At 63.0% G+C, this 21,065-nt stretch carries 23 protein-coding genes and 1 tRNA gene; 16 read left to right on the top strand and 8 right to left on the bottom strand.

The window, feature by feature from the left end:
• Nucleotides 1-10: 10 nt before the first annotated feature.
• Nucleotides 11-490: a DMT family transporter gene (locus ACNFHO_RS22695; RefSeq protein ID WP_416767415.1), complete on the bottom strand. Its 480-nt coding sequence runs from the start codon at nucleotides 488-490 to the stop codon at nucleotides 11-13.
• Between the two features lie 90 nt (nucleotides 491-580).
• Between ACNFHO_RS22695 and ACNFHO_RS22700 the strand changes: the two genes are divergently transcribed.
• Together ACNFHO_RS22700 and ACNFHO_RS22705 are read left to right on the top strand one after the other, a co-directional pair.
• The gene (locus ACNFHO_RS22700; RefSeq protein ID WP_416767416.1) at nucleotides 581-1,498 is read left to right on the top strand and encodes a LysR family transcriptional regulator; all 918 of its coding nucleotides are present in this window, start codon (nucleotides 581-583) and stop codon (nucleotides 1,496-1,498) included.
• 87 nt (nucleotides 1,499-1,585) lie between these two features.
• Entirely contained in the window at nucleotides 1,586-1,975 is a 390-nt protein-coding gene (locus ACNFHO_RS22705; RefSeq protein WP_054892525.1) for a lysozyme inhibitor LprI family protein, read from the top strand.
• A 157-nt stretch (nucleotides 1,976-2,132) separates the two neighbouring features.
• On the opposite strand, the gene mnmH is transcribed toward ACNFHO_RS22705, so the two are convergent.
• The gene (mnmH, locus tag ACNFHO_RS22710) at nucleotides 2,133-3,236 is read right to left on the bottom strand and encodes a tRNA 2-selenouridine(34) synthase MnmH (protein ID WP_416767417.1); all 1,104 of its coding nucleotides are present in this window, start codon (nucleotides 3,234-3,236) and stop codon (nucleotides 2,133-2,135) included.
• Nucleotides 3,236-4,270, bottom strand: a complete 1,035-nt coding sequence (selD, locus tag ACNFHO_RS22715) for a selenide, water dikinase SelD (RefSeq protein WP_125931442.1) — start codon at nucleotides 4,268-4,270, stop codon at nucleotides 3,236-3,238. Before selD ends, mnmH begins: the two co-directional genes overlap by 1 nt.
• Before the next feature lie 124 nt (nucleotides 4,271-4,394).
• Between selD and ACNFHO_RS22720 the strand changes: the two genes are divergently transcribed.
• The 4 genes from ACNFHO_RS22720 to phnE are packed head-to-tail and all read left to right on the top strand — an operon-like array spanning nucleotide 4,395 to nucleotide 7,625.
• Complete coding sequence (locus ACNFHO_RS22720; protein WP_063546081.1) at nucleotides 4,395-5,249, top strand: putative selenate ABC transporter substrate-binding protein; 855 nt, start codon at nucleotides 4,395-4,397, stop codon at nucleotides 5,247-5,249.
• Entirely contained in the window at nucleotides 5,246-6,040 is a 795-nt protein-coding gene (locus ACNFHO_RS22725) for a phosphonate ABC transporter ATP-binding protein (RefSeq protein WP_416767418.1), read from the top strand. The genes ACNFHO_RS22720 and ACNFHO_RS22725 overlap by 4 nt, the downstream gene beginning before the upstream one ends.
• Nucleotides 6,034-6,861 carry a PhnE/PtxC family ABC transporter permease gene (locus ACNFHO_RS22730; protein WP_063546079.1) on the top strand — a complete coding sequence of 276 codons (828 nt, stop codon included), beginning with the start codon at nucleotides 6,034-6,036 and terminating at the stop codon, nucleotides 6,859-6,861. Before ACNFHO_RS22725 ends, ACNFHO_RS22730 begins: the two co-directional genes overlap by 7 nt.
• Nucleotides 6,858-7,625, top strand: coding sequence for a phosphonate ABC transporter, permease protein PhnE (phnE, locus tag ACNFHO_RS22735; protein ID WP_416767420.1), 768 nt, complete (start codon nucleotides 6,858-6,860; stop codon nucleotides 7,623-7,625). Before ACNFHO_RS22730 ends, phnE begins: the two co-directional genes overlap by 4 nt.
• A 15-nt stretch (nucleotides 7,626-7,640) precedes the next feature.
• Here phnE and ACNFHO_RS22740 read toward each other — a convergent pair whose 3' ends face one another.
• Complete coding sequence (locus ACNFHO_RS22740; RefSeq protein WP_054892532.1) at nucleotides 7,641-8,531, bottom strand: bestrophin family protein; 891 nt, start codon at nucleotides 8,529-8,531, stop codon at nucleotides 7,641-7,643.
• A gap of 258 nt (nucleotides 8,532-8,789) precedes the next feature.
• Here ACNFHO_RS22740 and ACNFHO_RS22745 point away from each other — a divergent pair, with 258 nt between their 5' ends.
• The 3 genes from ACNFHO_RS22745 (at nucleotide 8,790) to ACNFHO_RS22755 (ending at nucleotide 12,099) form a co-directional block, all read left to right on the top strand.
• Complete coding sequence (locus ACNFHO_RS22745) at nucleotides 8,790-9,845, top strand: diguanylate cyclase (RefSeq protein ID WP_416767422.1); 1,056 nt, start codon at nucleotides 8,790-8,792, stop codon at nucleotides 9,843-9,845.
• A gap of 533 nt (nucleotides 9,846-10,378) precedes the next feature.
• On the top strand, nucleotides 10,379-11,596 hold the full coding sequence (locus ACNFHO_RS22750) for a type II toxin-antitoxin system HipA family toxin (protein WP_416767423.1): 1,218 nt from the start codon (nucleotides 10,379-10,381) through the stop codon (nucleotides 11,594-11,596).
• A 38-nt stretch (nucleotides 11,597-11,634) separates the two neighbouring features.
• Complete coding sequence (locus ACNFHO_RS22755; RefSeq protein ID WP_416767424.1) at nucleotides 11,635-12,099, top strand: hypothetical protein; 465 nt, start codon at nucleotides 11,635-11,637, stop codon at nucleotides 12,097-12,099.
• Nucleotides 12,100-12,162: 63 nt separating this feature from the next.
• On the opposite strand, the gene ACNFHO_RS22760 is transcribed toward ACNFHO_RS22755, so the two are convergent.
• Nucleotides 12,163-12,420: a DUF3077 domain-containing protein gene (locus tag ACNFHO_RS22760; RefSeq protein ID WP_112899135.1), complete on the bottom strand. Its 258-nt coding sequence runs from the start codon at nucleotides 12,418-12,420 to the stop codon at nucleotides 12,163-12,165.
• Between the two features lie 13 nt (nucleotides 12,421-12,433).
• Nucleotides 12,434-12,667: a hypothetical protein gene (locus ACNFHO_RS22765; protein WP_112899134.1), complete on the bottom strand. Its 234-nt coding sequence runs from the start codon at nucleotides 12,665-12,667 to the stop codon at nucleotides 12,434-12,436.
• A 375-nt stretch (nucleotides 12,668-13,042) separates the two neighbouring features.
• On the opposite strand from ACNFHO_RS22765, the gene ACNFHO_RS22770 reads away from it, so the two are divergent.
• Nucleotides 13,043-13,663: a LysE family translocator gene (locus ACNFHO_RS22770; RefSeq protein ID WP_112899133.1), complete on the top strand. Its 621-nt coding sequence runs from the start codon at nucleotides 13,043-13,045 to the stop codon at nucleotides 13,661-13,663.
• An 88-nt stretch (nucleotides 13,664-13,751) separates the two neighbouring features.
• On the opposite strand, the gene ACNFHO_RS22775 is transcribed toward ACNFHO_RS22770, so the two are convergent.
• Nucleotides 13,752-13,836 (bottom strand) — tRNA-Leu (locus ACNFHO_RS22775).
• A gap of 108 nt (nucleotides 13,837-13,944) precedes the next feature.
• Between ACNFHO_RS22775 and queA the strand changes: the two genes are divergently transcribed.
• The 6 genes from queA (at nucleotide 13,945) to ACNFHO_RS22805 (ending at nucleotide 20,018) form a co-directional block, all read left to right on the top strand.
• On the top strand, nucleotides 13,945-14,994 hold the full coding sequence (gene queA, locus ACNFHO_RS22780; protein WP_063546071.1) for a tRNA preQ1(34) S-adenosylmethionine ribosyltransferase-isomerase QueA: 1,050 nt from the start codon (nucleotides 13,945-13,947) through the stop codon (nucleotides 14,992-14,994).
• Nucleotides 14,995-15,008: 14 nt separating this feature from the next.
• A complete protein-coding gene (gene tgt, locus ACNFHO_RS22785; protein WP_162144435.1) occupies nucleotides 15,009-16,124 on the top strand; it encodes a tRNA guanosine(34) transglycosylase Tgt in 1,116 nt (371 codons plus the stop codon).
• 41 nt (nucleotides 16,125-16,165) lie between these two features.
• Entirely contained in the window at nucleotides 16,166-16,501 is a 336-nt protein-coding gene (gene yajC / locus ACNFHO_RS22790) for a preprotein translocase subunit YajC (protein ID WP_054892542.1), read from the top strand.
• 65 nt (nucleotides 16,502-16,566) lie between these two features.
• Entirely contained in the window at nucleotides 16,567-18,429 is a 1,863-nt protein-coding gene (gene secD, locus ACNFHO_RS22795; RefSeq protein WP_054925563.1) for a protein translocase subunit SecD, read from the top strand.
• Between the two features lie 10 nt (nucleotides 18,430-18,439).
• Nucleotides 18,440-19,348, top strand: a complete 909-nt coding sequence (gene secF / locus ACNFHO_RS22800; RefSeq protein WP_063546069.1) for a protein translocase subunit SecF — start codon at nucleotides 18,440-18,442, stop codon at nucleotides 19,346-19,348.
• A 121-nt stretch (nucleotides 19,349-19,469) separates the two neighbouring features.
• Entirely contained in the window at nucleotides 19,470-20,018 is a 549-nt protein-coding gene (locus ACNFHO_RS22805) for a glycine zipper 2TM domain-containing protein (protein WP_054892545.1), read from the top strand.
• Nucleotides 20,019-20,115: 97 nt separating this feature from the next.
• Here the strand turns inward: ACNFHO_RS22805 and suhB are convergent, their stop codons facing one another.
• A complete protein-coding gene (gene suhB / locus ACNFHO_RS22810) occupies nucleotides 20,116-20,934 on the bottom strand; it encodes an inositol-phosphate phosphatase (protein WP_054892546.1) in 819 nt (272 codons plus the stop codon).
• Nucleotides 20,935-21,065 lie beyond the last annotated feature (131 nt).

A 21,065-nucleotide genomic window follows, 5' to 3' on the forward strand; every position in this document is an offset into this window, starting at 1 on the left:
CGGTCTGGGCTCAGGCGCTGCGTGCCGTGCCCCACTGCACCACCAGCATACCCCCAACGATCATCGCCACCCCCAACAGCCGTGGCAGGTTCACGGGTTTCTCCGGCAGGCCCATCAAGCCGAACTGGTCGATCAGTAACGACGACAGCACCTGTCCGGCGATCACGCAGACGATGAACCCCGCCGCGCCCAGGCGTGGCGTCAGCACCAACGCGGCGGTGATGTAGATCACCCCGGCGACGCCCCCCAGCCAGGCCCACCAGGGTGCCTGGGCCAGGTTCTGCAGCTGTGGTATGGGCGCGCGCATCAGCAGCAGCGCCGGCACCAGCATCATCAGGCTGACCAGCAGCGAAACCCCCGCCGCCCACAACGGGTGCCCGAGCAAGCGCCCCAATGCAGCATTGCTGCCAGCCTGAAAAGGCACCGCCGCCCCGGCCAGCAGGGCGATGAGCAAGGGAAGGGTGGCAGACAAGGCAATGACCTTCGGCATGGCGTGAACTCCTGTGGAAAACCTTGGCCCAGTCTCCGGTATGCGCTTAAATGATGGAAATTCGAATTCTGCACAGGCTTTATTCGTCACATGGATGATTTGCGTCGCATCGACCTCAACCTGCTGCTGACCCTGCATGCCCTGCTCAGCGAGCAGCACGTATCCCGGGCAGCAATTCGCCTGCACCGCAGCCAGCCGGCGGTGAGCCATGCCTTGGCGCAACTGCGCGATATCTTCGCCGACCCGCTGCTGGTGCGTCGTGGCGCACGCCTGGTGCTCAGCCCCCGCGCCCAGGCCCTGCGCGACCCATTGCAGCAGGCACTGGCGCAGCTCGACGGGCTGCTGGGCAGCCCGGGGTTCGAGCCGGGCAGGGCTCGCCGCACCTTTCGCCTGGCGATGTCCGACTACGGCGCCCAGGTGGTCCTCCCTGCGCTGATGCGCGAGCTGCGCACCCTGGCACCGCAGATCGATCTGGTCGTCTCCCAGGGCAGCCGCGAAGCGATGCTCGGGCAGTTGATCGACGGGGAGGTCGACCTGGCGCTTGGGGTGTTCCCCGAGTTGCCCTCGGAGATCCATGAGCAGGGTTTGTTCGACGAGTCGTTCGTCTGCGTGGCCGATCGTGGCATCTTGCCGGTGCGCGGCAACCTGACCCTCGACGCCTGGCTGGCGCGTCCGCATGTGCTGGTGGCGGTACGCCCCGGTATCGACAACGAGATCGACCAGGCACTCAAGGCCCTCGGCGTCCGTCGGCGCATTGCCCTCACGCTCCCGCATTGGGGGGTGGCCCAGACCGTGCTGGCCGGGACCGATCTGGTGTTGACCGTGGCCCGGCGCAGCCTGGCAGCAAGCCCGCCAGACAAGGCCCTGCGCGTATTCGAGCCGCCGCTGCCGATCAGCGCGTTCAGCTTTGCCCAGGCCTGGCATGCCCGGCGCGAGGGCGATGCTGGGCATCAGTGGTTGCGCGAGCTGATCCTTGCCCATTGTCGGGGCTGGCATTCGCGCGCGTAGGACAGGTCCGATTTCACAGGGTCACAGGGGCCTTGCGGCGTACTTGCTGCTAGGCTGGCAATCTTTCCGATCAGAGGGTTCTCTTCGATGTTCAAGCATTCCCTGGCAGCCGTCGTTGCCGCGCTGGTGTTCGCCTCGCAGGCCCAGGCCGACGAGAACTCCCCCACCTATACCAAATGCATGGACAAGGCCTCCAGCACCGTTGCGATGAGCGCCTGCATCAAGGATGAAACCAAGCTGCAGGACGACCGCCTCAACCGTGTCTACAAGCAGTTGCTCGGCAAGCTCGATGCGCCGCAGCAGAAAAGCCTGCGTGAAGTGCAGCGCGACTGGATCAGCTTTCGTGACAAGAACTGCAAGTTCCATGTCCAGGCCAGCGGCGGGACCATGGCGCAACTCGAAGGCGGCATGTGCGTACTGGACATGACCCGCGAGCGCGCCGCGGAGCTGGAGCGGATTCTCAGCCCCGGACAGTGAACGGTCTCGAACCCTGTAGGAGCGGGCTTGCCCGCGAAAAATACACCGCACTGCCTGGCACGGGCTACGCCCGTGTTCGCGGGACAAGTCGCAGCGGCGAACCGCTGCTCCTAGAGGTACCGCACCGGCAAAGCCGGTGCCATGCCCCGCGGAGCAATCAGCGCCGGCGCATCGCCCGTGCTTTCAAGTACTCCCGCACCTCGAGTGCATCACCGGCAAACTCGATCCTGCCCGACTTCGCCTCACGCTGGTACGCATACATCGGGTCGTAGTACTCGTTGAGCAAACCCTCGATCCAGCCTCGGTGCAGGTCCACCTCACCGCTGTGCAACTGCACTTGCAGCGCCTGCTCCAGCAGCCCATACAGCCGCTGGAAGCGTTCGCCCCCCAGACGCTTGTGGATATTGCCCATGCTCTGACGCAGGCGCTCGGCAAACAGGCGGCGCCCATCCTCTTCGCCATGCAGGGCAATGAATTCGGCACACAGGTTGATCACGTAGTCGCGCAGGATGCGCTCGACGCGATTGGCAAAACTGTCCTCCAACCACACCAGCGGATACTGCTGCATGCCTTGGTACAGCGCCAGCGGCACCGAGCAGCTGCCGACCATCCGCCCCTCGTCCTCCAGCACGAACTGCTGCACGCCACGCGCGCGTTTTTTCAGCACGTCGATGGCCAGGCGGTTCTCGAAATCGATCGGTGCCGGTTGCACGGTGGCGCGCTTGCCGAAGCTGGAACCGCGGTGGTTGGCGTGGCCTTCGAGGTCGAGCACGTTGTCCAGTTGCAGCAGCACGTCGGTCTTGCCGGTGCCGGTCAGGCCGCCCAGCAGCACGAAGTCACATTGCTCGACTGCCTGTTGGGTGGTGTCCATCAGGAAGGTCCGCAGGGCCTTGTAACCGCCTTTGACCCGCGGATAGTCAATGCCCACCTCTTTCAGCCAGCCCTGGACGATCTGCGAGCGCAGGCCGCCACGAAAACAGTACAGGTAGCCTTCGGGATGGGCCTGGGCGAATGCGGCCCAGGCCTCCAGGCGCGCCTGCTTGACCGCGCCGCTGACCAGTTGGTGCCCCAGGGCGATGGCTGCGCTTTGGCCCTGGTGCTTGTAGCAGGTGCCAACCTTCTGCCGCTCCTGGTCGTTCATCAGCGGCAGGTTGATGGCGCTGGGGAAGGCGCCCTTGGCAAACTCGACCGGTGCGCGCATGTCCATCATCGGCGCATCGTCGAGGAACAGCTGTTTGAAGTCGGTGCAGTCGGGGCGCATCAAATCACCTCGACTGCATAGGTCTGTCGCTCGACCAGCGTGCCGATCGGCGCCAGATCCAGGCCCAGTTCAGCGGCGACCGCCAGAAACTCCGCCTGACCCTCGGGGCTCACCGCCACCAGCAAGCCACCGCTGGTCTGCGGATCGCACAGCAGGTGCTTCTGTTCATCGCTCAGGGCGCCGATCTTGTGGCCATAGCTTTCGTGGTTGCGCAGGGTACCGCCGGGGATGCAGCCCTCGGCCAGGTAGTGCTCGACACCCGGCAGGCGCGGTACTGCATCGAACTGCAGACGTGCGGTGAGGCCGCTGCCTTCGGCGACTTCCACCAGATGGCCGAGCAGGCCGAAGCCGGTCACGTCGGTCATGGCCTTGACCCCGTCGAGCTTGCCGAAGCGGCTGCCGGGTGTGTTCAGGGTGCACATCCAGTCGCGCGCCAGGCCTTGGTCCTGTTCACGCAGCTTGGATTTTTTCTCGGCAGTGGTAAGGATGCCGATACCCAGAGGCTTGGTCAGGTACAGCGTGCAGCCGACGGTCGCGGTGTCGTTGCGCTTGAGATTGCGCTTGCCGACCACGCCGGTCACCGCGAGGCCGAAGATCGGCTCGGGCGCATCGATGGAGTGGCCGCCGGCCAGTGGAATGCCCGCTTCGGCGCAGACCGCACGGCCGCCACGGATCACCTCGCGGGCAACCTCAGGCGGCAATACGTTGACTGGCCAGCCGAGGATGGCGATGGCCATCAGCGGGTCGCCGCCCATGGCGTAGATGTCGCTGATGGCGTTGGTCGCGGCGATACGGCCGAAGTCGTACGGGTCGTCGACGATGGGCATGAAGAAGTCGGTGGTCGAGACCACCCCGCGCTCGTCGTCCAGGGCGTACACGGCAGCGTCGTCACGGGAGGCGTTGCCGACCCAGAGCTTGGGGTCCAGCGCCTGGCTGCCGCTTTCGGCAAGGATCACATCCAGCACCTTGGGGGAGATCTTGCAGCCACAGCCTGCGCCGTGGCTGTACTGGGTCAGGCGAATCGGCTCGCTCATAGGTACCTCGGGGTCCAATTGTTGCGCGATTGTAGCAAAGCTGGCCTTTGCGCCATCGGCTCTTATAATTCCCGCAGTCGGTGCGTCGCCGGCACTTTCCCCGCTATTGAACCGGAGAACTCCCATGCTCAAACGCCCCTTGGCGCTCGCCGCCGGCCTCGTGCTGTCCTGCTGCGCCGTCATCGCACAGGCCGCCGACACTTTGCGGGTCAGCGCTATTCCCGACGAAGCGCCGACCGAACTGCTGCGCAAGTTCAAGCCGCTGGGTGAATACCTCGAGCAGCAACTGGGCATGAAGGTGCAGTTCGTACCGGTCGCCGACTACCCGGCGGTGGTCGAGTCGCTGGCCAGCAATCGCCTGGACCTTGCCTGGCTGGGTGGCTTTACCTTCGTCCAGGTGCACCTGAAGGACCCGACCGCTACACCGCTGGTGCAGCGCGAGCAGGACGCGCAGTTCACCAGCAAGTTCATCACCGCCAACCCGGATGTGAAGAGCCTGGCCGACCTCAAGGGCAAGACCTTTGCCTTCGGTTCGATTTCCTCGACCTCCGGCAGCCTGATGCCGCGCTATTTCATGCTCAAGCAAGACAACATCAAGCCTGAGAGCTACTTCAGTCGGGTTGCCTATTCCGGCGCGCATGACGCCACCGTGGCCTGGGTTCAGGCGGGCAAGGTCGATGCCGGCGTACTCAACGCCAGTGTCTGGCAGAAGCTGGTCGATGCGGGCAAGGTCGATACCAGCAAGGTGAAAGTGTTCGCCACCACGCCGACCTACTACGACTACAACTGGACCGTGCGCGGCAACATGGACCCGGCCCTGAAAGACAAGATCAAGCAAGCCTTCCTCGCCCTCGACCCGGCCAAGCCTGAGCACAAGGCGATCCTCGACCTGCAAGCGGCCAGCCGCTTCATCGAGACCAAACCCGAAAACTACGCCGGCACCGAACAGGCTGCCCGTGAGGCCGGCTTGCTCAAGTGAGTATTCAACTGCACGCGGCAGGGCTTCGGCACGGCCAGGTACGCGCCCTCGAAGACGTGAGCCTGCGCATCGACAAGGGCGAGCGGGTGGCGGTGATCGGGCCGTCGGGGGCGGGCAAGTCCAGCCTGCTGCACCTGATGGCTACGGCCGTGCAGCCCGGCGCCGGGCACCTGGAATTGCTTGGCGACCAGCCCTGGGCTCTGTCGGCGGGTGCGCGACAACGCCTGCGGGCGCGGGTCGCGCTGGTGCATCAGGCACCGCCGTTGCCGCCGCGCCAGCGGGTGGTCACCGCCGTATTGGCCGGGCGTCTTGGCCAGTGGGGCACCTTGCGCGGCCTGCTCAATCTGCTGCACCCCAGCGATGTGCCGGGCGCGCGACAGGTGCTGGCGGAGCTGGGGCTGGCCGACAAGCTGTTCGTGCAGTGCGGGCAGCTGTCCGGTGGCCAGTTGCAAAGGGTGGGTATCGCCCGTGCGCTGTACCAGCAACCTGAAGTATTGCTGGCCGACGAACCGGTCTCGGCGATGGACCCGGTGCTGGCTGATCACAGCCTGGCCCTGCTCAATCGCCACGCGCAAACCCATGGCGTGACACTGGTCGCCAGCCTGCATGCGGTGGAGCTGGCGCTCGCGCATTTTCCCCGGGTGATTGGTATCCGCGAAGGGCGTGTGGTGTTCGATTGCTCGGCAGCGGCGGTGACCGATGCCTTGCTCGACGCCCTCTACGCCAATGAGCAACTGGCGTCGCCGAAGACCGTGGGGCCGACGCTGACGGTGCAGATTCCGCGATGCTGAAGACCGATGCCCGCGACCCAGCGGCGCTGCCACGCCTGTTGCTGACCCTGTTGTGCCTGGCCCTGTTGTGGCCGGGGTTGCAGTTGAGCGAACTCGACCCCGGGGTGCTGTTGCAGGCCGAGAACCGTCGACAGATGGCAAGCTTCGTCGGCGCCTTCTGGCCGCCTGCCCATGATCGGGAGTTTCTGGCGTTGCTGTTCGAAGCCACCCTGCAGACGCTTGCCGTGGCCACTGCCGGCATGACCCTGGCATTGCTGCTGGCCATCCCTGCCAGCCTGCTGGGCAGCCGGGCATTGTCGTTAAGGGCGGCATCACGCGCCGGCCGCCCGGGGCCTTGGTCGCGGCTGGTGCGCATGCCGGTACGCGGCCTGCTGGTGTTCCTGCGCAGCGTGCCGGAGATCGTCTGGGCGTTGTTGTTCGTGCGCGCCGTGGGGCTGGGGCCGACAGCGGGGGTACTGGCCATCGCCATCACCTACAGCGGCATGCTTGGCAAGGTCTATGCCGAGATCTTCGAGTCGGTGGACCAACGCCCGGCTCATGCCTTGATGCAGGCCGGCAGCGGACGGTTGAGTGCGTTCTGCTATGGCATCCTGCCGGTGGCGGCGGCGGAGGTTGTGTCTTACACGGTCTACCGCTGGGAATGCGCGGTGCGAGCTTCGGTGGTGATGGGCTTTGTCGGTGCCGGTGGGCTGGGGCAGCAGATCGACCTGTCGATGCGCATGTTCGCTGGCGCCGAGGTGGCGAGCATGCTGCTGGCGTTTCTCGTACTGGTGACCCTGGCCGATGTGTTGAGCCGCGTGTTGCGTGGGAGGCTGACATGAACCGGGCGATCAACCTGCTGGTGATCGTCGCCATCGTTGCGGCGGTGGTGTCGTCGTTCGCCTACCTGGAACTCGATCTTGCGTCGGTCATCGGCAATGGTGGCCTGGCGCAGATGGGCGAGTACGCCTCGCGTTTCCTGAGCCCCGACCTTTCTTCCGAGCACCTGCGTGCGGTGGCGCGTGGTGCGCTGGAGACCCTCGCCATGTCCGGGCTGGGCACCTTGCTGGCGATGCTGCTCGGCCTGCTGTTGGCATTGCCTGCGGCCGGGCGCTTCGGCTGGCCGCTACAGGGTGCGGCGCGCTTGCTGCTCAATGCGCTGCGGGCTATCCCTGAGCTGGTGTGGGCGGCCTTGACCGTGCTGGCAGCCGGGCTCGGGCCCAATGCCGGCACCCTGGCCCTGGCGCTGCACACCGCAGGCGTGCTGGGGCGCCTGTTCGCCGAGGCGCTGGAGAATGCGCCCCCAGAGCCGGCGGCGGCGATTCGTTTACAGGGCGGGAGCCAGGTCGCGGCGTTCTGCTTTGGCACCTTGCCCAATCTGTGGCCGCAGTTGCTGGCCTACAGCCTGTATCGCTGGGAGAACAACATCCGCATGGCCAGTGTGCTGGGCTTCGTCGGCGCGGGCGGGCTGGGGCAGATGCTCTACACCACCCTCAGCCTGTTCCAGGAAGCCCAGGCCAGCACGGTGATCATCGGCATGCTGGTGCTGGTGTTGCTGGTGGATGCCTTCAGTGATGTGCTGCGCCAGCGCTATGTGCGGGCGTAGGTGAATGGGTCGACCTCAGTCCACCCACTCCCCACACTGCGCCTCGCGCTGCATCGATTCCAGGTTCCGTTCGATGGTCTCGCAGATCGTGTCCATCGGAATCTGGTGCTCGCTGCGTCGGAATGGGCTCTGCAAGTCGGTGCCGATCCGCTCGATCGCCAGCAGCATGAAGCCCACCACCGTCGAAGCCAGCGGCGTGAACCACTCCAGCGACTCGACCAGCCCGATCGGCACGATCACGCAGAACAGCGTGATGAACAACCGCGGAAAATACACGTAGGGGTAGGGCAGCGGTGTATTGGCGATCCGCTCCATCCCGCCCTGGGCGTTGGACAGGTCTACCAGCGTCGACTCCAGCCGCGCCAGACGAATGCTGTCCAGCCGCCCAGCCTTGTATTCGCCTGCCAGCAAGGCGGCGGAGCCGGCCAGAATGTCATTGGCGAAGTTGTTCGAGCCATTGCGCCGCTCGAACTCGTGATGAGGGATGAACGCCATCAGTTCCGGCGGGCACGGCTCGTTCTTCAGGTGCGCCGCCAGGCAGTTCACATAGGCCACATGCCGGCGCAGCAAGGTCGCCTTGACCGGATTGAGCCCGTCATCCGGATCGTCCACCAGCGTCAGCACCTGCCGCGCGAAGCTGCGTGAACTGTTGACCATCGCCCCCCACAGCGTGCGCGCTTCCCACCAGCGGTTGTAGGCACTGCTGTTGCGAAAGCTCACCAGCACCACCAGCGCTGAACCCAGCAGCGTCAGTGGGATCAGCGGCAGGCTGAACTTGCTGTTGAAGAACAGCATGAAATCGATGGTGACCAGGATGTCCCACACCAGCAACCACAGCAGCGACCAGCCGATGTAGTTGAAGGTCTTTAGGACCAGGCGGTATTTGCGTACGAGGTAGTTTTTCACGCAGGGATCTCTTCGTGGAGCGGATTAAGGATCCGACGTCGGGGGCGGGGCAAGGTTCGGTGGACTGGATGTTACCGGACGTGTTTCTCGCGAGGTCGAGACGGAATTAACCCGACGGTTAGTGTATTTCGTCCAGCACGTTTGAAGTCCTGTTTTCGATAGTGGCACAATGCTCGAACGCCGACCCCCAGGGCATTTTCCCGCCTGGCTGCCTGTCCGGTGCATTCAAGGACAGTCCATTTTTTCGGTGAGCCCTCGATGATCGAGCGAACGGGTAAGGGTCTTTCCTTCGCCAAACGCATGTACCCACCCCGCGCCATCGGCACCGGGCTAGGGTTCTTCTGTGTGCTGATCGGCATCTGGCCGCTGCAGCCGGCCTGGTGGACCTGGGCCTTGCTCGCGCTGCACGGCTTCGTCTGGCCGCACGTCGCTTATCAGCTGGCCCGGTTGTCGAAGCAGCCCTTTCGCGCCGAGCAGCGCAACCTGGTGTTCGATGGCTTCGCTGGAGGCTGCTGGGCTGGTGTCATGGGGCTCAACCCCCTGCCGAGCGTGATCATCCTGTCGATGATCGCCATGGACAAGATCGCCGCAGGCGGCTGGCACATGCTCGGCAAGACCTTGCTCGCCCAGGCGCTGGGCATTGGTCTGGGGCTCTGGTTGTACGCACCACCGCTATTCCCGCCGACCAGCCAGGCACAGATGCTCGCCTGCCTGCCGATCCTGCTGATCTACCCCATGGCCATCGGCCTGATCTGCTATCAAGTCACCGTCCAGCTCGCCCAGCACAAACGCACTCTCTCGCGCCTGAGCCAGACCGACAGCCTCACCGGCCTGATCAACCACGGCGCCTGGAAAGACCTGCTGCTGCGCGAATTCCAGCGTTGCCGCCGCGACAATCAGGCCAATGTGCTGGCACTGATCGACATCGACCATTTCAAGCAGATCAACGACCGTCACGGCCACCTGATGGGTGACGACATCCTGCGCACCCTCAGCGCCTTCCTGCCGACTCACCTGCGCAAGAGCGACCCGGTGGCGCGCTATGGCGGTGACGAGTTCTGCGTGATGCTGCCCGGCGTCAGCGTGGCCCAGGCCGAGGAAGTGCTTGAGCGACTGCGCGAGGCGGTGGAGTGTTATCGCCATCCTGAATTGCCGGAGCAGGGTTTGAGCCTGAGCATCGGCATCGCGCCTTTTGGCGTGCATCTGCAGAGTGCCGAGGCCTGGTTGCATGAGGCGGATATGGCGCTGTATCAGGCCAAGAGTGCGGGGCGGAATCGGATTGTGGTGGCAGGCCGGTATGGGGCGCTGGTGTGACACCCGCAATTGCATAGCTGCTATGTGTTGGTTTTGAGTTTGCTCAGCAGGTCGACCTCTTTTGACCCGCGCAGCTCAGAAATAAACGGAAGCCAATCATCCGATTGTTTTCGATAAGCAGGCTCCTCAGCTATGCTTAGGCGTACCCAACCCTATGGATAAACGGATTTAATCGTCCGTTTATTTAAATTAGTCGGACATATTTAGCCGCTTATGGAAAGATTTTTTCCGGTAGATTGTGAAGCAAGCCTCCAGCGTATAGGGCTTCTGGTCAAAACGGCACGCCTGGAGCAGGGTGTCCGGCAACTGGATGTCGTCAGTAGACTCGGCGTTACCGAGAAGATGCTGCGTCGCATCGAACGTGGTGATCCATCCGTCAGTGTCAGATCGTTGATGCTCGTGTTGTGGAACCTTGGTCTTACAGACAAGGTTTTCCGTCCTCTGGAGGATGCTTCAGTCTCCTTCGTTGAGTTGAAGGACGAGACCAGTGGCCGCCGAGCGCGTAGACGCCGCGCCAAGCCGGAGGACTTCTGATGCCCAGTGCCTACATCTACATGGAGCACCCCCAGACCGGTGAGGTTCTGACGCTTGGGCGCCTGACCTTGAATGGCAACCGCCCTGGCGAGTTCGTCTATTCGCCCGCCGTGCTGGACTCGAAGGTATGGGTGCCCGACCCTTTCCACTACCCCTTGTCGGATCAAGTCTTCAGCGTCGCCAGTAATCACGGGGTTCCGGGCTTTATCGACGACGCCCTGCCAGATGGCTGGGGCGAGAGGCTGCTCCAGCGCCTCAAGCGTGACCCGATCACACGTTATGACCTGCTGATCGATTCGCCCAACAGCGATCGCGCGGGAAACCTGATGACCGGGCGCGACAAAACCCCACCTATCGGTGTCGGCCAAAAGCCACTGCCACGGCTGTCGGGGTTGGACAAGTTCATCGAAGCCTGCGATGTCGTCTACGACCAGGACATCGATGAAGAGACCGCCAGAACCCTGGGCGTGCGAGACCAGCGCTCATCGGCTGGAGGAGCCCGTCCGAAGCGCACGTTCCAGGGTGACGGAAAACTCATTCTGGCCAAGCCGCATGATCGCTTTGACCAATATGAGCTGGCCCCGGTAGAGCATGCCTGCATGACCTTCGCCGCCATGAAAGGCATGCGCGTCGCCAACACCTCGCTGTACCTGGATGGAAAGGGGCCGACCTTGCTGGTAGAGCGCTTTGATCGTCGGTACGTGGACGGCGTCTTCCGGCGAGTCCCGATGCTCAGTGGCCTGACCTTGCTGAAGACGGATTGGACGCTGCTGGATCTCCAGGCCCGTTCGTACGCTCGCCTGGCCAACGAAATGCATCGTCGTGGCGTGCCGGATCAGGATCTGCGTGAGCTGTACACGCGCATGGCCTATAACGCCCTGGTCGGCAACGCGGACGACCATCCCCGCAACCACGCCGTCATTTTCATCAACGATGGATGGCGACTTTCGCCCATGTACGACGTGCTGCCAATCCTGGATGAGGGGCCTGCGAAATATCTGTCCATGAGCGTCGGACTGGATGGGGCGCGGGTGTCGCGCGCGAATCTGCTTAGCCAACGGCAGCACTTCGGGCTCGCGCAGGATGAGGCGGAAGGTATCCTTGACCTGGTTGGTGGTTGGGCCGACGAGTTGAAGGAGTACTACGCGGACTTTCTGCAAGGCAAGGTGTTGGAGCTGGCGCGCGATGCGACCAGCGCACGGAGGATTCTGGGCTGAGTCTTGGTGGTGGATTGTGTGGGAAAAAGGAGAAGCTTTTGGCCCTGATGAATGATCGGCATCAGCGATGCACCCAATTATGCTGGGGCGCGATGGATGCGCTCATCATCGCGCTCTACGCAGTCGCCAGTATTCGCCGTGGTCGGATTCCATTTTGGGATGATCTGCAAAGCATTGTTGCCTTGTCACGTGAGCATGGCGAGCTGGCATTATTTATCGGCCTTACGGGCGTAGCGGTGCATCTCTCGGTAGTCGCCAGCGGTTTGCTGTTTATCAAAGGCGTGCGTGCTGCGGCCTATGTGGGCCTGGCCCAGGCGCCATTTCGAATGATCCTGCTTCCCTCGATACCTATCGCCTTCCTATGGCCCAACGTGCTTGTTACGCCAGCACCCTGGCTGCTTTTTCTACTGGGAGTTGGTGCGGAAGCCGTCAAAGTGTGGAGTTTGGTACTGCTGGTGCGAAGCCAGCGGTTCGCCCAAGCGACTGAATCACAGCCTGTGTAGCCGATTCGATTCAATAGGCCGGGGCCACGTGCAGCCCCAGCCTATCGACAATGCGGCTCTGACCTAGCGGCTTCCCCGCCCGCGTCCTATCTCCACGTCGTCCATCACCGCCTTGACCATGTCGCACAGCAAGTGCGCGGCCCAGCCCAGGTCGGCCTCGCCGTCGGTGGAGGCGAGCAAGGTCATGCGCTTGGCGCAGGCCATCATCGCCGAGGCCTGTTCCATTGCCAGTTTCGAATCATGTCCGGGCTCGACCCGGAACAGCGGCTTGTCGCCATCGCCGTATCCGAACCCGGTGACGCCTGCAGTGGTATCGCTCATCTCCAATGCTCCTTCAGTGACGGACCTGGATCCTGCTTAGTGCGGTTTCCGCCAGCGTCAGGGCGGCATCGACTTCGTGGGCGGTGGTGATGGTCAGGGGCTGGGCGGGCGTGCCGAGGGTGAGGGCTGTGCTGTGGTGGGTGATGGCGAAGGCGCAGGTGAGGTGTTCGATGAGTTGGAGGACGAGGTCTTCGAGGGCGTGGGGATTTTCGTGGGAGAAAGGGGGATCGGGGACGATCTTTAACATGGTGAACTCCTCGCTGATGAAGGGACCACCACCATTGCTGTCAAACAAGAGGGTGGCAGCTGTAAGTAGGTTGACAGACCGGTCAGCAAGGAAACCCGGCGCACCCGGAGGTGCCCCACCTACAGCCGCCATAAAAGCGAAGCCGTGTGAGTTGCAATGCTGATTCGGCCTGTCATAGCCGGTCGTTGATGAGCAACGACCGGGCGAGACTAGAACGCGCCCCATGGCACCGCAACGGCTTTAGGCGGCCGAGAGTATGTTTGGGAAACGGACTACAGGGAATGGGGAAAAACTGAAAATCTAGCCACTTATCCACAACGAAAAAAGCTTCGCCCAAGCTAATCTAGGGCAACTTCCCGCCCAGGTAGAGCCCCCATGTCCATCGCCGACAATCTGATTGCCTTCACACTCGCGGCTACCCTGCTAACGGTAACCCCCGGCCTCGACACCGCCTTGATTCTCAGAACCTCCGCCGTCGAAGGACGCAAGCAGGGACTGCGCGCGGCCCTGGGCATCAACGCCGGCTGCCTGCTTTGGGGCGCAGCGGTCGCCTTCGGCCTTGGCGCATTGATCGCCGTCTCCGAGCTGGCATACGACATCCTGAAGTACTGCGGCGCGGCCTATCTGGCATGGCTAGGCGTGAACATGCTCCTGCGCCCACGCCAGTCGCTGGCGCCTGCCGAGGCCGAGGGGAGACCGGCAGCGAATTGGTTCCTCAAGGGCATGATGGGCAATCTGCTCAATCCCAAGGTCGGGATTTTCTACGTGTCGTTCCTGCCGCAATTCATTCCGCAAGGCCAGCCATTGATTGCATGGACCTTCGGGCTTGTGGGCATTCATGTGCTGCTGGGGCTGATCTGGGCGGTGGGGTTGATCAGTGCGACACAATCAATGGCCGGGGTGTTGCGCAAAGGGAAAGTGATTCAGTGGATGGATCGGGCGACCGGGCTGGTGTTTGTGTTGTTTGCGGCGCGGCTGGCGTTGAGTCGGCGCTGAGGTGGGCGGCGGTTCGCTCCCCCCGACAACGTCGGTCTGAATCCCGCCCATAAAAAAACCGACCATAAGGTCGGTTTTTTTTGGATCTTGGTGCCCCGAGGGAGACTCGAACTCCCACTCCTTTCGAAAACGGATTTTGAATCCGCCGCGTCTACCAATTCCGCCATCAGGGCTTGTGGCGCCGCAGTATAGAGAGGCTCCTGCAGTCGGTCAATCGGCTTTCATGGTCAATTTTCATGCATTGGGCTAAACTTCCCGGCCCTGCCAAGCCGAACACGATCATGCGCGTCGCCGATTTTTCCTTCGAACTCCCCGATTCCCTCATCGCCCGCCATCCCCTGGCTGAGCGCCATGGCAGCCGTCTGCTGGTCCTTGACGGGCCGAGCGGGGAGCTGGCGCACCGGCGCTTCACCGATTTGCTCGAGTACCTGCGCCCGGGCGACCTGATGGTGTTCAACAACACTCGGGTGATTCCGGCGCGGCTGTTCGGTCAGAAAGCCTCCGGCGGCAAGCTGGAAGTGCTGATCGAGCGGGTGCTCGACAGCCATCGGGTACTGGCCCATGTGCGTGCCAGCAAGGCACTGAAGGTCGGCGCCACGGTGCTGATCGATGGCGGTGGCGAGGCCGAAATGGTCGCGCGCCATGAGACGCTGTTCGAGCTGCGCTTCACCGAAGAGGTGCTGCCACTGCTCGATCGCGTCGGTCACATGCCGCTGCCGCCGTATATCGACCGCCCGGATGAAGGCGCCGACCGTGAGCGCTACCAGACCGTGTACGCCGAGCGTGCCGGTGCGGTTGCTGCACCTACGGCGGGCCTGCATTTCGACGAGGCGCTGCTGGAGCAGATCGCCGCCAAGGGCGTCGAGCGTGCCTTCGTCACCCTGCACGTGGGTGCCGGCACCTTCCAGCCGGTGCGGGTCGACAAGATCGAAGATCACCACATGCATAAAGAGTGGCTCGAAGTGAGCCAGGACGTGGTCGATGCCATCGAGGCCTGCCGCGCCCGTGGTGGGCGGGTGATCGCGGTCGGTACCACCAGCGTGCGCTCGCTGGAGAGTGCGGCGCGCGATGGTGTGCTCAAGGCGTTCAGTGGCGACACCGACATCTTCATCTACCCCGGCCGACCGTTCCACGTGGTCGATGCGCTGGTGACCAACTTCCATTTGCCCGAGTCCACGCTGCTGATGCTGGTCTCGGCCTTTGCGGGGTATCCCGAGACCATGGCCGCATACGCCGCGGCGGTCGAGCAGGGATACCGCTTCTTCAGTTACGGTGATGCCATGTTCATCACCCGCAATCCGGCGCCGCGCGGCCCCGAGGATCAAGCATGAGTCGCACCTGTCGAATGTCCTTCGAACTGCTGGCCACCGACGGCAAGGCCCGTCGCGGTCGGCTGACCTTCCCCCGTGGCACCGTGGAAACCCCGGCGTTCATGCCGGTGGGCACCTATGGCACGGTCAAGGGCATGCTGCCGCGGGACATCGAGGCCATCGGCGCCGAGATCATCCTGGGCAACACCTTCCACCTGTGGCTGCGCCCGGGCACCGAGGTGATCAAGAAGCACAACGGCCTGCACGACTTCATGCAGTGGAAAGGCCCGATCCTCACCGACTCCGGCGGTTTCCAGGTGTTCAGCCTGGGCGCGATGCGCAAGATCAAGGAAGAGGGCGTGACCTTCGCCTCGCCGGTCGACGGCTCCAAGGTGTTCATGGGGCCGGAAGAGTCGATGCAGGTGCAGCGCGACCTGGGCTCGGACATCGTGATGATCTTCGACGAGTGCACGCCGTACCCGGCCGAGCACGATGTGGCGCGCACCTCCATGGAGCTGTCGCTGCGTTGGGCCCAGCGCTCGAAGAACGCCCACGGCGACAATACCGCGGCGCTGTTCGGCATCGTTCAGGGTGGCATGTACCAGGACCTGCGCATGCGCTCGCTGGAAGCACTGGTCAACATCGACTTCGACGGCCTGGCTATCGGCGGCCTGTCGGTGGGCGAACCCAAGCACGAGATGATCAAGGTACTGGATTACCTGCCGGCACAAATGCCTGCTGACAAACCTCGTTACCTTATGGGGGTAGGCAAACCGGAAGATCTGGTTGAGGGTGTGCGCCGCGGCGTCGACATGTTCGACTGCGTGATGCCTACGCGCAACGCGCGCAACGGCCATCTGTTCGTCGATACAGGGGTGATCAAGATCCGCAATGCGTTCCATCGCCACGATGATTCGCCGCTGGATCCGACCTGTGACTGCTACACCTGCACCAACTTCTCCCGCGCTTATCTGCATCACCTGGACAAGTGCGGCGAAATGTTGAGCAGCATGCTGAATACCATCCACAACTTGCGCCATTACCAGCGCTTGATGGCCGGTTTACGCGAGGCTATTCAACAGGGTAAATTGGCCGCCTTTGTCGACGCCTTCTATGCCAAGCGCGGACTTCCCGTTCCGCCTTTGGACTGACTGTTCGCACACATAACTAAATTCAGCAACTGGAGTGCTACATGAGCTTTCTGATTCCCGCCGCTTACGCGGACGCTGCAGCCCCTGCCGCCGGCCCAGCCGGTACTGGCTTCGAGTGGATCTTCCTGGTCGGTTTCCTGGTCATCTTCTACCTGATGATCTGGCGCCCACAGGCCAAGCGTGCCAAAGAGCAGAAGAACCTGCTCGGCGCCCTGCAGAAGGGTGACGAAGTGGTCACCAACGGCGGTATCGCCGGCAAGATCGTCAAGGTTTCCGACGATTTCGTGGTCCTGGAAGTGTCCGACAACGTCGAGCTGAAGTTCCAGAAGGGCGCCATCGCCGCGACCCTGCCAAAAGGTACGCTCAAGGCTATCTGAGTTACCGGTTTCATTTTTTCCAGTCGGGGCGCGCAAAGCGCCCCGCGTCTTGAACGGGCGGCGTGATGCTGAACAAATACCCTCTGTGGAAATACCTGCTGATCCTGGTGGTACTGGCGGTCGGCTTTATTTATTCCGCTCCCAACCTCTACCCGGATGACCCGGCGGTGCAGATCAGCGGTGCAAGTTCCGCGCTGCACGTGAGCCAGGCCGACCTCGACCGCGCCACCAAAGCGCTGGCCGATGCCGGTATCACCGTCAAGGGTGGCAGCCTGGGCGAGAAGGGCAGTGCGCTGGTGCGCCTGACCAACCAGGAAGACCAACTGCCGGCCAAGGATGTGGTGCGCAAGACCTTGGGTGACGACTACGTCGTCGCACTGAACCTGGCCCAGACCACCCCGCAGTGGCTGCGCAACCTGGGTGCCAGCCCGATGAAGCTGGGCCTGGACCTCTCCGGTGGTGTGCACTTCCTGCTGGAAGTGGACATGGACAAGGCCATGAGCGCCCGCCTGAAGGTCTACGACGGCGAAGTGAAGACCCTGCTGCGCAAAGAGCGCGTGCGCTACCGTAGCCTGCCCCAGCAGGACGGCAGCATCATGCTGGGCTTCGCCGACGATGCTACTCGCGAACAGGCACGTGCCCTGGTCCGCAAGAATTTCAATGATTTCGACATCACCACCACCGAGCGCAACGAGCTCTCCGTGCTGCGTCTGGCGCTGACCCAGGCCAAGGTCGCCGAAATCCGCGAATACTCCATCAAGCAGAACCTGACCACCGTCCGCAACCGTGTGAACGAGCTGGGCGTGGCCGAGCCGCTGGTTCAGCGCCAGGGCGCCAACCGTATCGTGGTCGAGCTGCCGGGCGTGCAGGACACTGCCGAAGCCAAGCGTATCCTCGGCAAGACGGCCAACCTGGAGTTCCGCTTCGGCGCTGAGCCAGGTGCTTCGAAAGCGACCACCGAGGTCTTCGAGTTCCGTGACGGCAACCGTTCGGCTGCGGTCGAGCGTGGCTTGATCATCACCGGTGACCAGGTTACCGATGCCCAGGCGAGCTTCGACGAGCACGGTCGTCCGCAGGTGAACATCCGCCTGGATGGCCACGGTGGCGAGTTGATGAGCCGCGCCACGCGCAGCAACGTCGGTCGCAGCATGGCGGTGATCTTCATCGAGCAGAAGCCGGTGACCCGCTACGTCAAGCAGACCGTTGATGGCGTCGAGAAGGAAGTGGCGGTACAGAGCTTCCAGGAAGAGAAGAAGATCATCAGCCTGGCGACCATCCAGTCGCCGCTGGGCAGCCAGTTCCGTATTACCGGCCTGAACGGCCAGGGTGAGTCGTCCGAACTGGCCCTGCTGCTGCGTGCCGGTGGTCTGGCCGCACCGATGTACTTCGCCGAAGAACGTACCATCGGCCCAAGCCTGGGTGCCGACAACATCACCAAGGGTGTCGATGCATCGCTGTGGGGCATGTTGTTCGTCTCGCTGTTCATCATCGCCATCTACCGTGGCTTCGGCGTGATCGCCACCATCGCCCTGGCGGGCAACATGGTGTTGCTGCTGGCGCTGATGTCGCTGTTGGGCGCGACCCTGACGCTGCCGGGTATCGCCGGTATCGTGTTGACCATGGGTATGGCGGTCGACGCCAACGTGCTGATCTTCTCGCGGATTCGCGAGGAGCTGAAAAACGGCATGTCGGTGCAGCGCGCCATCCACGAAGGCTTCAACCGTGCCTACACCGCGATCATCGACGCCAACCTGACCAGCCTGCTGGTCGGCGGCATCCTGTTCGCCATGGGTACCGGCCCGGTCAAGGGCTTCGCGGTCACCATGTCCCTCGGGATTTTCACCTCGATGTTCACCGCCGTCATGGTGACCCGCGCAATGGTCAACCTGACCTGTGGCGGGCGTGACATCAAGAAGCTGTGGGTTTGAGGGAGCTGCGATGAAAACCATCAACTTCATGGGCGTGCGCAACGTTGCGTTCGCCGTCACTGTCCTGCTGACCGTACTGGCGCTGTTCAGCTGGTGGCACAAGGGCTTGAACTTCGGCCTGGACTTCACCGGCGGTACGCTCATCGAGCTGACCTACGAGCGTCCGGCCGACCTCAAGGCGGTGCGTGCCGAGCTGGTCGAGTCCGGCTTCCACGAGGCCATCGTGCAGAGCTTCGGTGCCACCACCGACCTGCTGGTGCGCATGCCTGGCGACGACCCGCAACTGGGCAATCAGGTTGCCCAGGCGCTGCAGAAAGTGGGCGGCGACAACCCGGCCACCGTCAAGCGTGTCGAGTTCGTCGGCCCGCAGGTCGGTGAAGAACTGCGTGACCAGGGCGGCCTGGGCATGCTGCTGGCGCTGGGCGGGGTACTGATCTACCTGGCGTTTCGCTTCCAGTGGAAGTTCGCAGTGGGGGCGATCGTCTCGCTGGTGCACGACGTGATCGTGACCGTAGGCATCCTCTCGTTCTTCCAGATCACCTTCGACCTGACGGTGCTGGCGGCAGTGCTGGCGATCATCGGCTACTCGCTCAACGACACCATCGTCGTGTTCGACCGGGTGCGTGAGAACTTCCGCGTCATGCGCAAGGCGTCGCTGATCGAGAACATCAACGTCTCGACCACCCAGACCCTGCTGCGCACCATCGCCACCTCGGTGTCGACCTTGCTGGCGATCGCAGCGCTGCTGTTCTTCGGTGGCGACAACCTGTTCGGCTTCTCGCTGGCGCTGTTCCTGGGCGTCATGGCGGGTACCTACTCGTCGATCTACATCGCCAACGTGGTGCTGATCTGGCTGAACCTGAACAGTGAAGACCTGATCCCGCCGGTCAAGGCCGAGGGTGTGGACGACCGTCCGTAAGGGCTTGTCCTACGCCGTTTGGCGTAAAGAGAGGCGCGAGAGTTGAACTCGCGCCTTTTTTTTTGCTCCAAGGCAGGGAGAAGGCGGGCAATGTCCCGCGGGTATGATCAGGAGATTCCACGTGAACAAATCAATGCTGGTGGGTGCGGTTCTGGGTGCTGTCGGTGTTACAGCCGGAGGTGCTGTGGCGACCTACAGCTTGGTGAACAAAGGGCCGGAATACGCCCAGGTCACTGACGTACAACCGATCAAGCAGCAGGTGAAGACACCGCGCGAAGTGTGCAAGGACGTGACCGTGACGCGCCAGCGACCGGTGCAGGACCAGCACCAGATCGCCGGTACCGTGGTGGGCGCCCTGGCCGGTGGCCTGCTGGGTAACCAGATCGGTGGCGGCACCGGCAAGAAGATCGCCACGGTCGCAGGTGCGGTGGGTGGTGGTTATGCCGGCAACAAGGTGCAGGAAGGCATGCAGGAGCGTGACACCTACACCACCACGCAAACGCGCTGCAACACGGTCAACGACATCAGCGACAAGGTGGTGGGCTACACCGTGAAGTACACCATCGGTGACCAGGCTGGTGTGGTGAAGATGGACCACGAGCCAGGTTCGACCATTCCGCTGGACAAGAATGGCAAGCTGGTGCTGAGCCAGGCGCAGCCCGGGCAGTGATCTGGATGCTGGCCTCGTCGCGGGCCAGCAGAGCCAGGGAAAACAGGCACAAAAAAAGCACCCCACGGGGTGCTTTTTTTGCATCCGAAGCCCTGGCTCAGCGCTTCAGGTTTTCCGGCAGGTGCGGCTGGATGGCGGTCAGTACCGCCTTGAAGCACTTGATGTTGCCGGCAACGATGTGGCCTTTGTCGAGGAAGTCGTGGCCACCGTTGAAGTCGCTCACCAGGCCGCCCGCTTCCTGGATCAGCAGTACGCCTGCCGCCATGTCCCACTCGGACAGGCCCGACTCCCAGAAGGCGTCGAAACGACCAGCGGCAACGTAGGCCAGGTCCAGGGCGGCGGAACCCGCGCGGCGGATGCCGGCGGTCTGGCCGGTGAGGGCGCGGAACATGCCGAGGTAGTTGTCCAGGTCAGCCATCTGGCTGTCGCGGAACGGGAAGCCGGTACCCAGCAGGGCGCCTTCCAGGCTGGTGCGCGAGCTGACACGCAGGCGACGACCGTTGAGCTGGGCGCCACGACCGCGGCTGGCGGTGAATTCTTCCTGGCGGACCGGGTCGACGATGACCGCGTGCTCGAGACGGCCGCGGTATTTGCAGGCGATGCTGACCGCGAAGTGCGGAACGCCACGCAGGAAGTTGGTGGTGCCATCCAGTGGATCGATGATCCACAGGTAGTCCTTGCCTTCCTCACCGGAGCCGGCGTGCAGGCCAGTCTCTTCACCCTGGATCGAGTGGTTCGGGTAAGCCTTGCGCAGGGCGTTGACGATGGTCTGCTCGGCGGCGCGATCGACCTCGGAGACGTAATCCTTGGCCTCTTTCTCGTCGACCTTGATGCTGTCCAGGCGTTCGATGGAGCGGAAAATCAGTTCACTGGCGCTGCGAGCGGCGCGCAGGGCGATATTCAGCATAGGCTGCATGGGCGTTTCACCTGGAGATGTTAAAGAAGAAAGCCGCCTAGTCTATCAGAAAACTGTTCCGGCAGAAGGGTGACATTCGCATTCGTGGCGTTACGCCCGTCGCTTAGGTAAGATCGTTCCCCCCTTTATAG

This window comes from Pseudomonas sp. NY15374, assembly GCF_048068255.1.
GTDB lineage: Bacteria > Pseudomonadota > Gammaproteobacteria > Pseudomonadales > Pseudomonadaceae > Aquipseudomonas > Aquipseudomonas machongensis.

What these genes read in the sequence shown, in the direction of transcription:
- ACNFHO_RS22695 (WP_416767415.1), bottom strand. Translation starts at nt 490, where the DNA reads ATGCCGAAGGTCATTGCCTTGTCTGCCACCCTTCCCTTGCTCATCGCC.
- ACNFHO_RS22700 (WP_416767416.1), top strand. Translation starts at nt 581, where the DNA reads ATGGATGATTTGCGTCGCATCGACCTCAACCTGCTGCTGACCCTGCAT.
- ACNFHO_RS22705 (WP_054892525.1), top strand. Translation starts at nt 1,586, where the DNA reads ATGTTCAAGCATTCCCTGGCAGCCGTCGTTGCCGCGCTGGTGTTCGCC.
- mnmH (WP_416767417.1), bottom strand. Translation starts at nt 3,236, where the DNA reads ATGCGCCCCGACTGCACCGACTTCAAACAGCTGTTCCTCGACGATGCG.
- selD (WP_125931442.1), bottom strand. Translation starts at nt 4,270, where the DNA reads ATGAGCGAGCCGATTCGCCTGACCCAGTACAGCCACGGCGCAGGCTGT.
- ACNFHO_RS22720 (WP_063546081.1), top strand. Translation starts at nt 4,395, where the DNA reads ATGCTCAAACGCCCCTTGGCGCTCGCCGCCGGCCTCGTGCTGTCCTGC.
- ACNFHO_RS22730 (WP_063546079.1), top strand. Translation starts at nt 6,034, where the DNA reads ATGCTGAAGACCGATGCCCGCGACCCAGCGGCGCTGCCACGCCTGTTG.
- phnE (WP_416767420.1), top strand. Translation starts at nt 6,858, where the DNA reads ATGAACCGGGCGATCAACCTGCTGGTGATCGTCGCCATCGTTGCGGCG.
- ACNFHO_RS22745 (WP_416767422.1), top strand. Translation starts at nt 8,790, where the DNA reads ATGATCGAGCGAACGGGTAAGGGTCTTTCCTTCGCCAAACGCATGTAC.
- ACNFHO_RS22750 (WP_416767423.1), top strand. Translation starts at nt 10,379, where the DNA reads ATGCCCAGTGCCTACATCTACATGGAGCACCCCCAGACCGGTGAGGTT.
- ACNFHO_RS22760 (WP_112899135.1), bottom strand. Translation starts at nt 12,420, where the DNA reads ATGAGCGATACCACTGCAGGCGTCACCGGGTTCGGATACGGCGATGGC.
- ACNFHO_RS22765 (WP_112899134.1), bottom strand. Translation starts at nt 12,667, where the DNA reads ATGTTAAAGATCGTCCCCGATCCCCCTTTCTCCCACGAAAATCCCCAC.
- ACNFHO_RS22770 (WP_112899133.1), top strand. Translation starts at nt 13,043, where the DNA reads ATGTCCATCGCCGACAATCTGATTGCCTTCACACTCGCGGCTACCCTG.
- queA (WP_063546071.1), top strand. Translation starts at nt 13,945, where the DNA reads ATGCGCGTCGCCGATTTTTCCTTCGAACTCCCCGATTCCCTCATCGCC.
- tgt (WP_162144435.1), top strand. Translation starts at nt 15,009, where the DNA reads ATGTCCTTCGAACTGCTGGCCACCGACGGCAAGGCCCGTCGCGGTCGG.
- yajC (WP_054892542.1), top strand. Translation starts at nt 16,166, where the DNA reads ATGAGCTTTCTGATTCCCGCCGCTTACGCGGACGCTGCAGCCCCTGCC.
- secD (WP_054925563.1), top strand. Translation starts at nt 16,567, where the DNA reads ATGCTGAACAAATACCCTCTGTGGAAATACCTGCTGATCCTGGTGGTA.
- secF (WP_063546069.1), top strand. Translation starts at nt 18,440, where the DNA reads ATGAAAACCATCAACTTCATGGGCGTGCGCAACGTTGCGTTCGCCGTC.
- suhB (WP_054892546.1), bottom strand. Translation starts at nt 20,934, where the DNA reads ATGCAGCCTATGCTGAATATCGCCCTGCGCGCCGCTCGCAGCGCCAGT.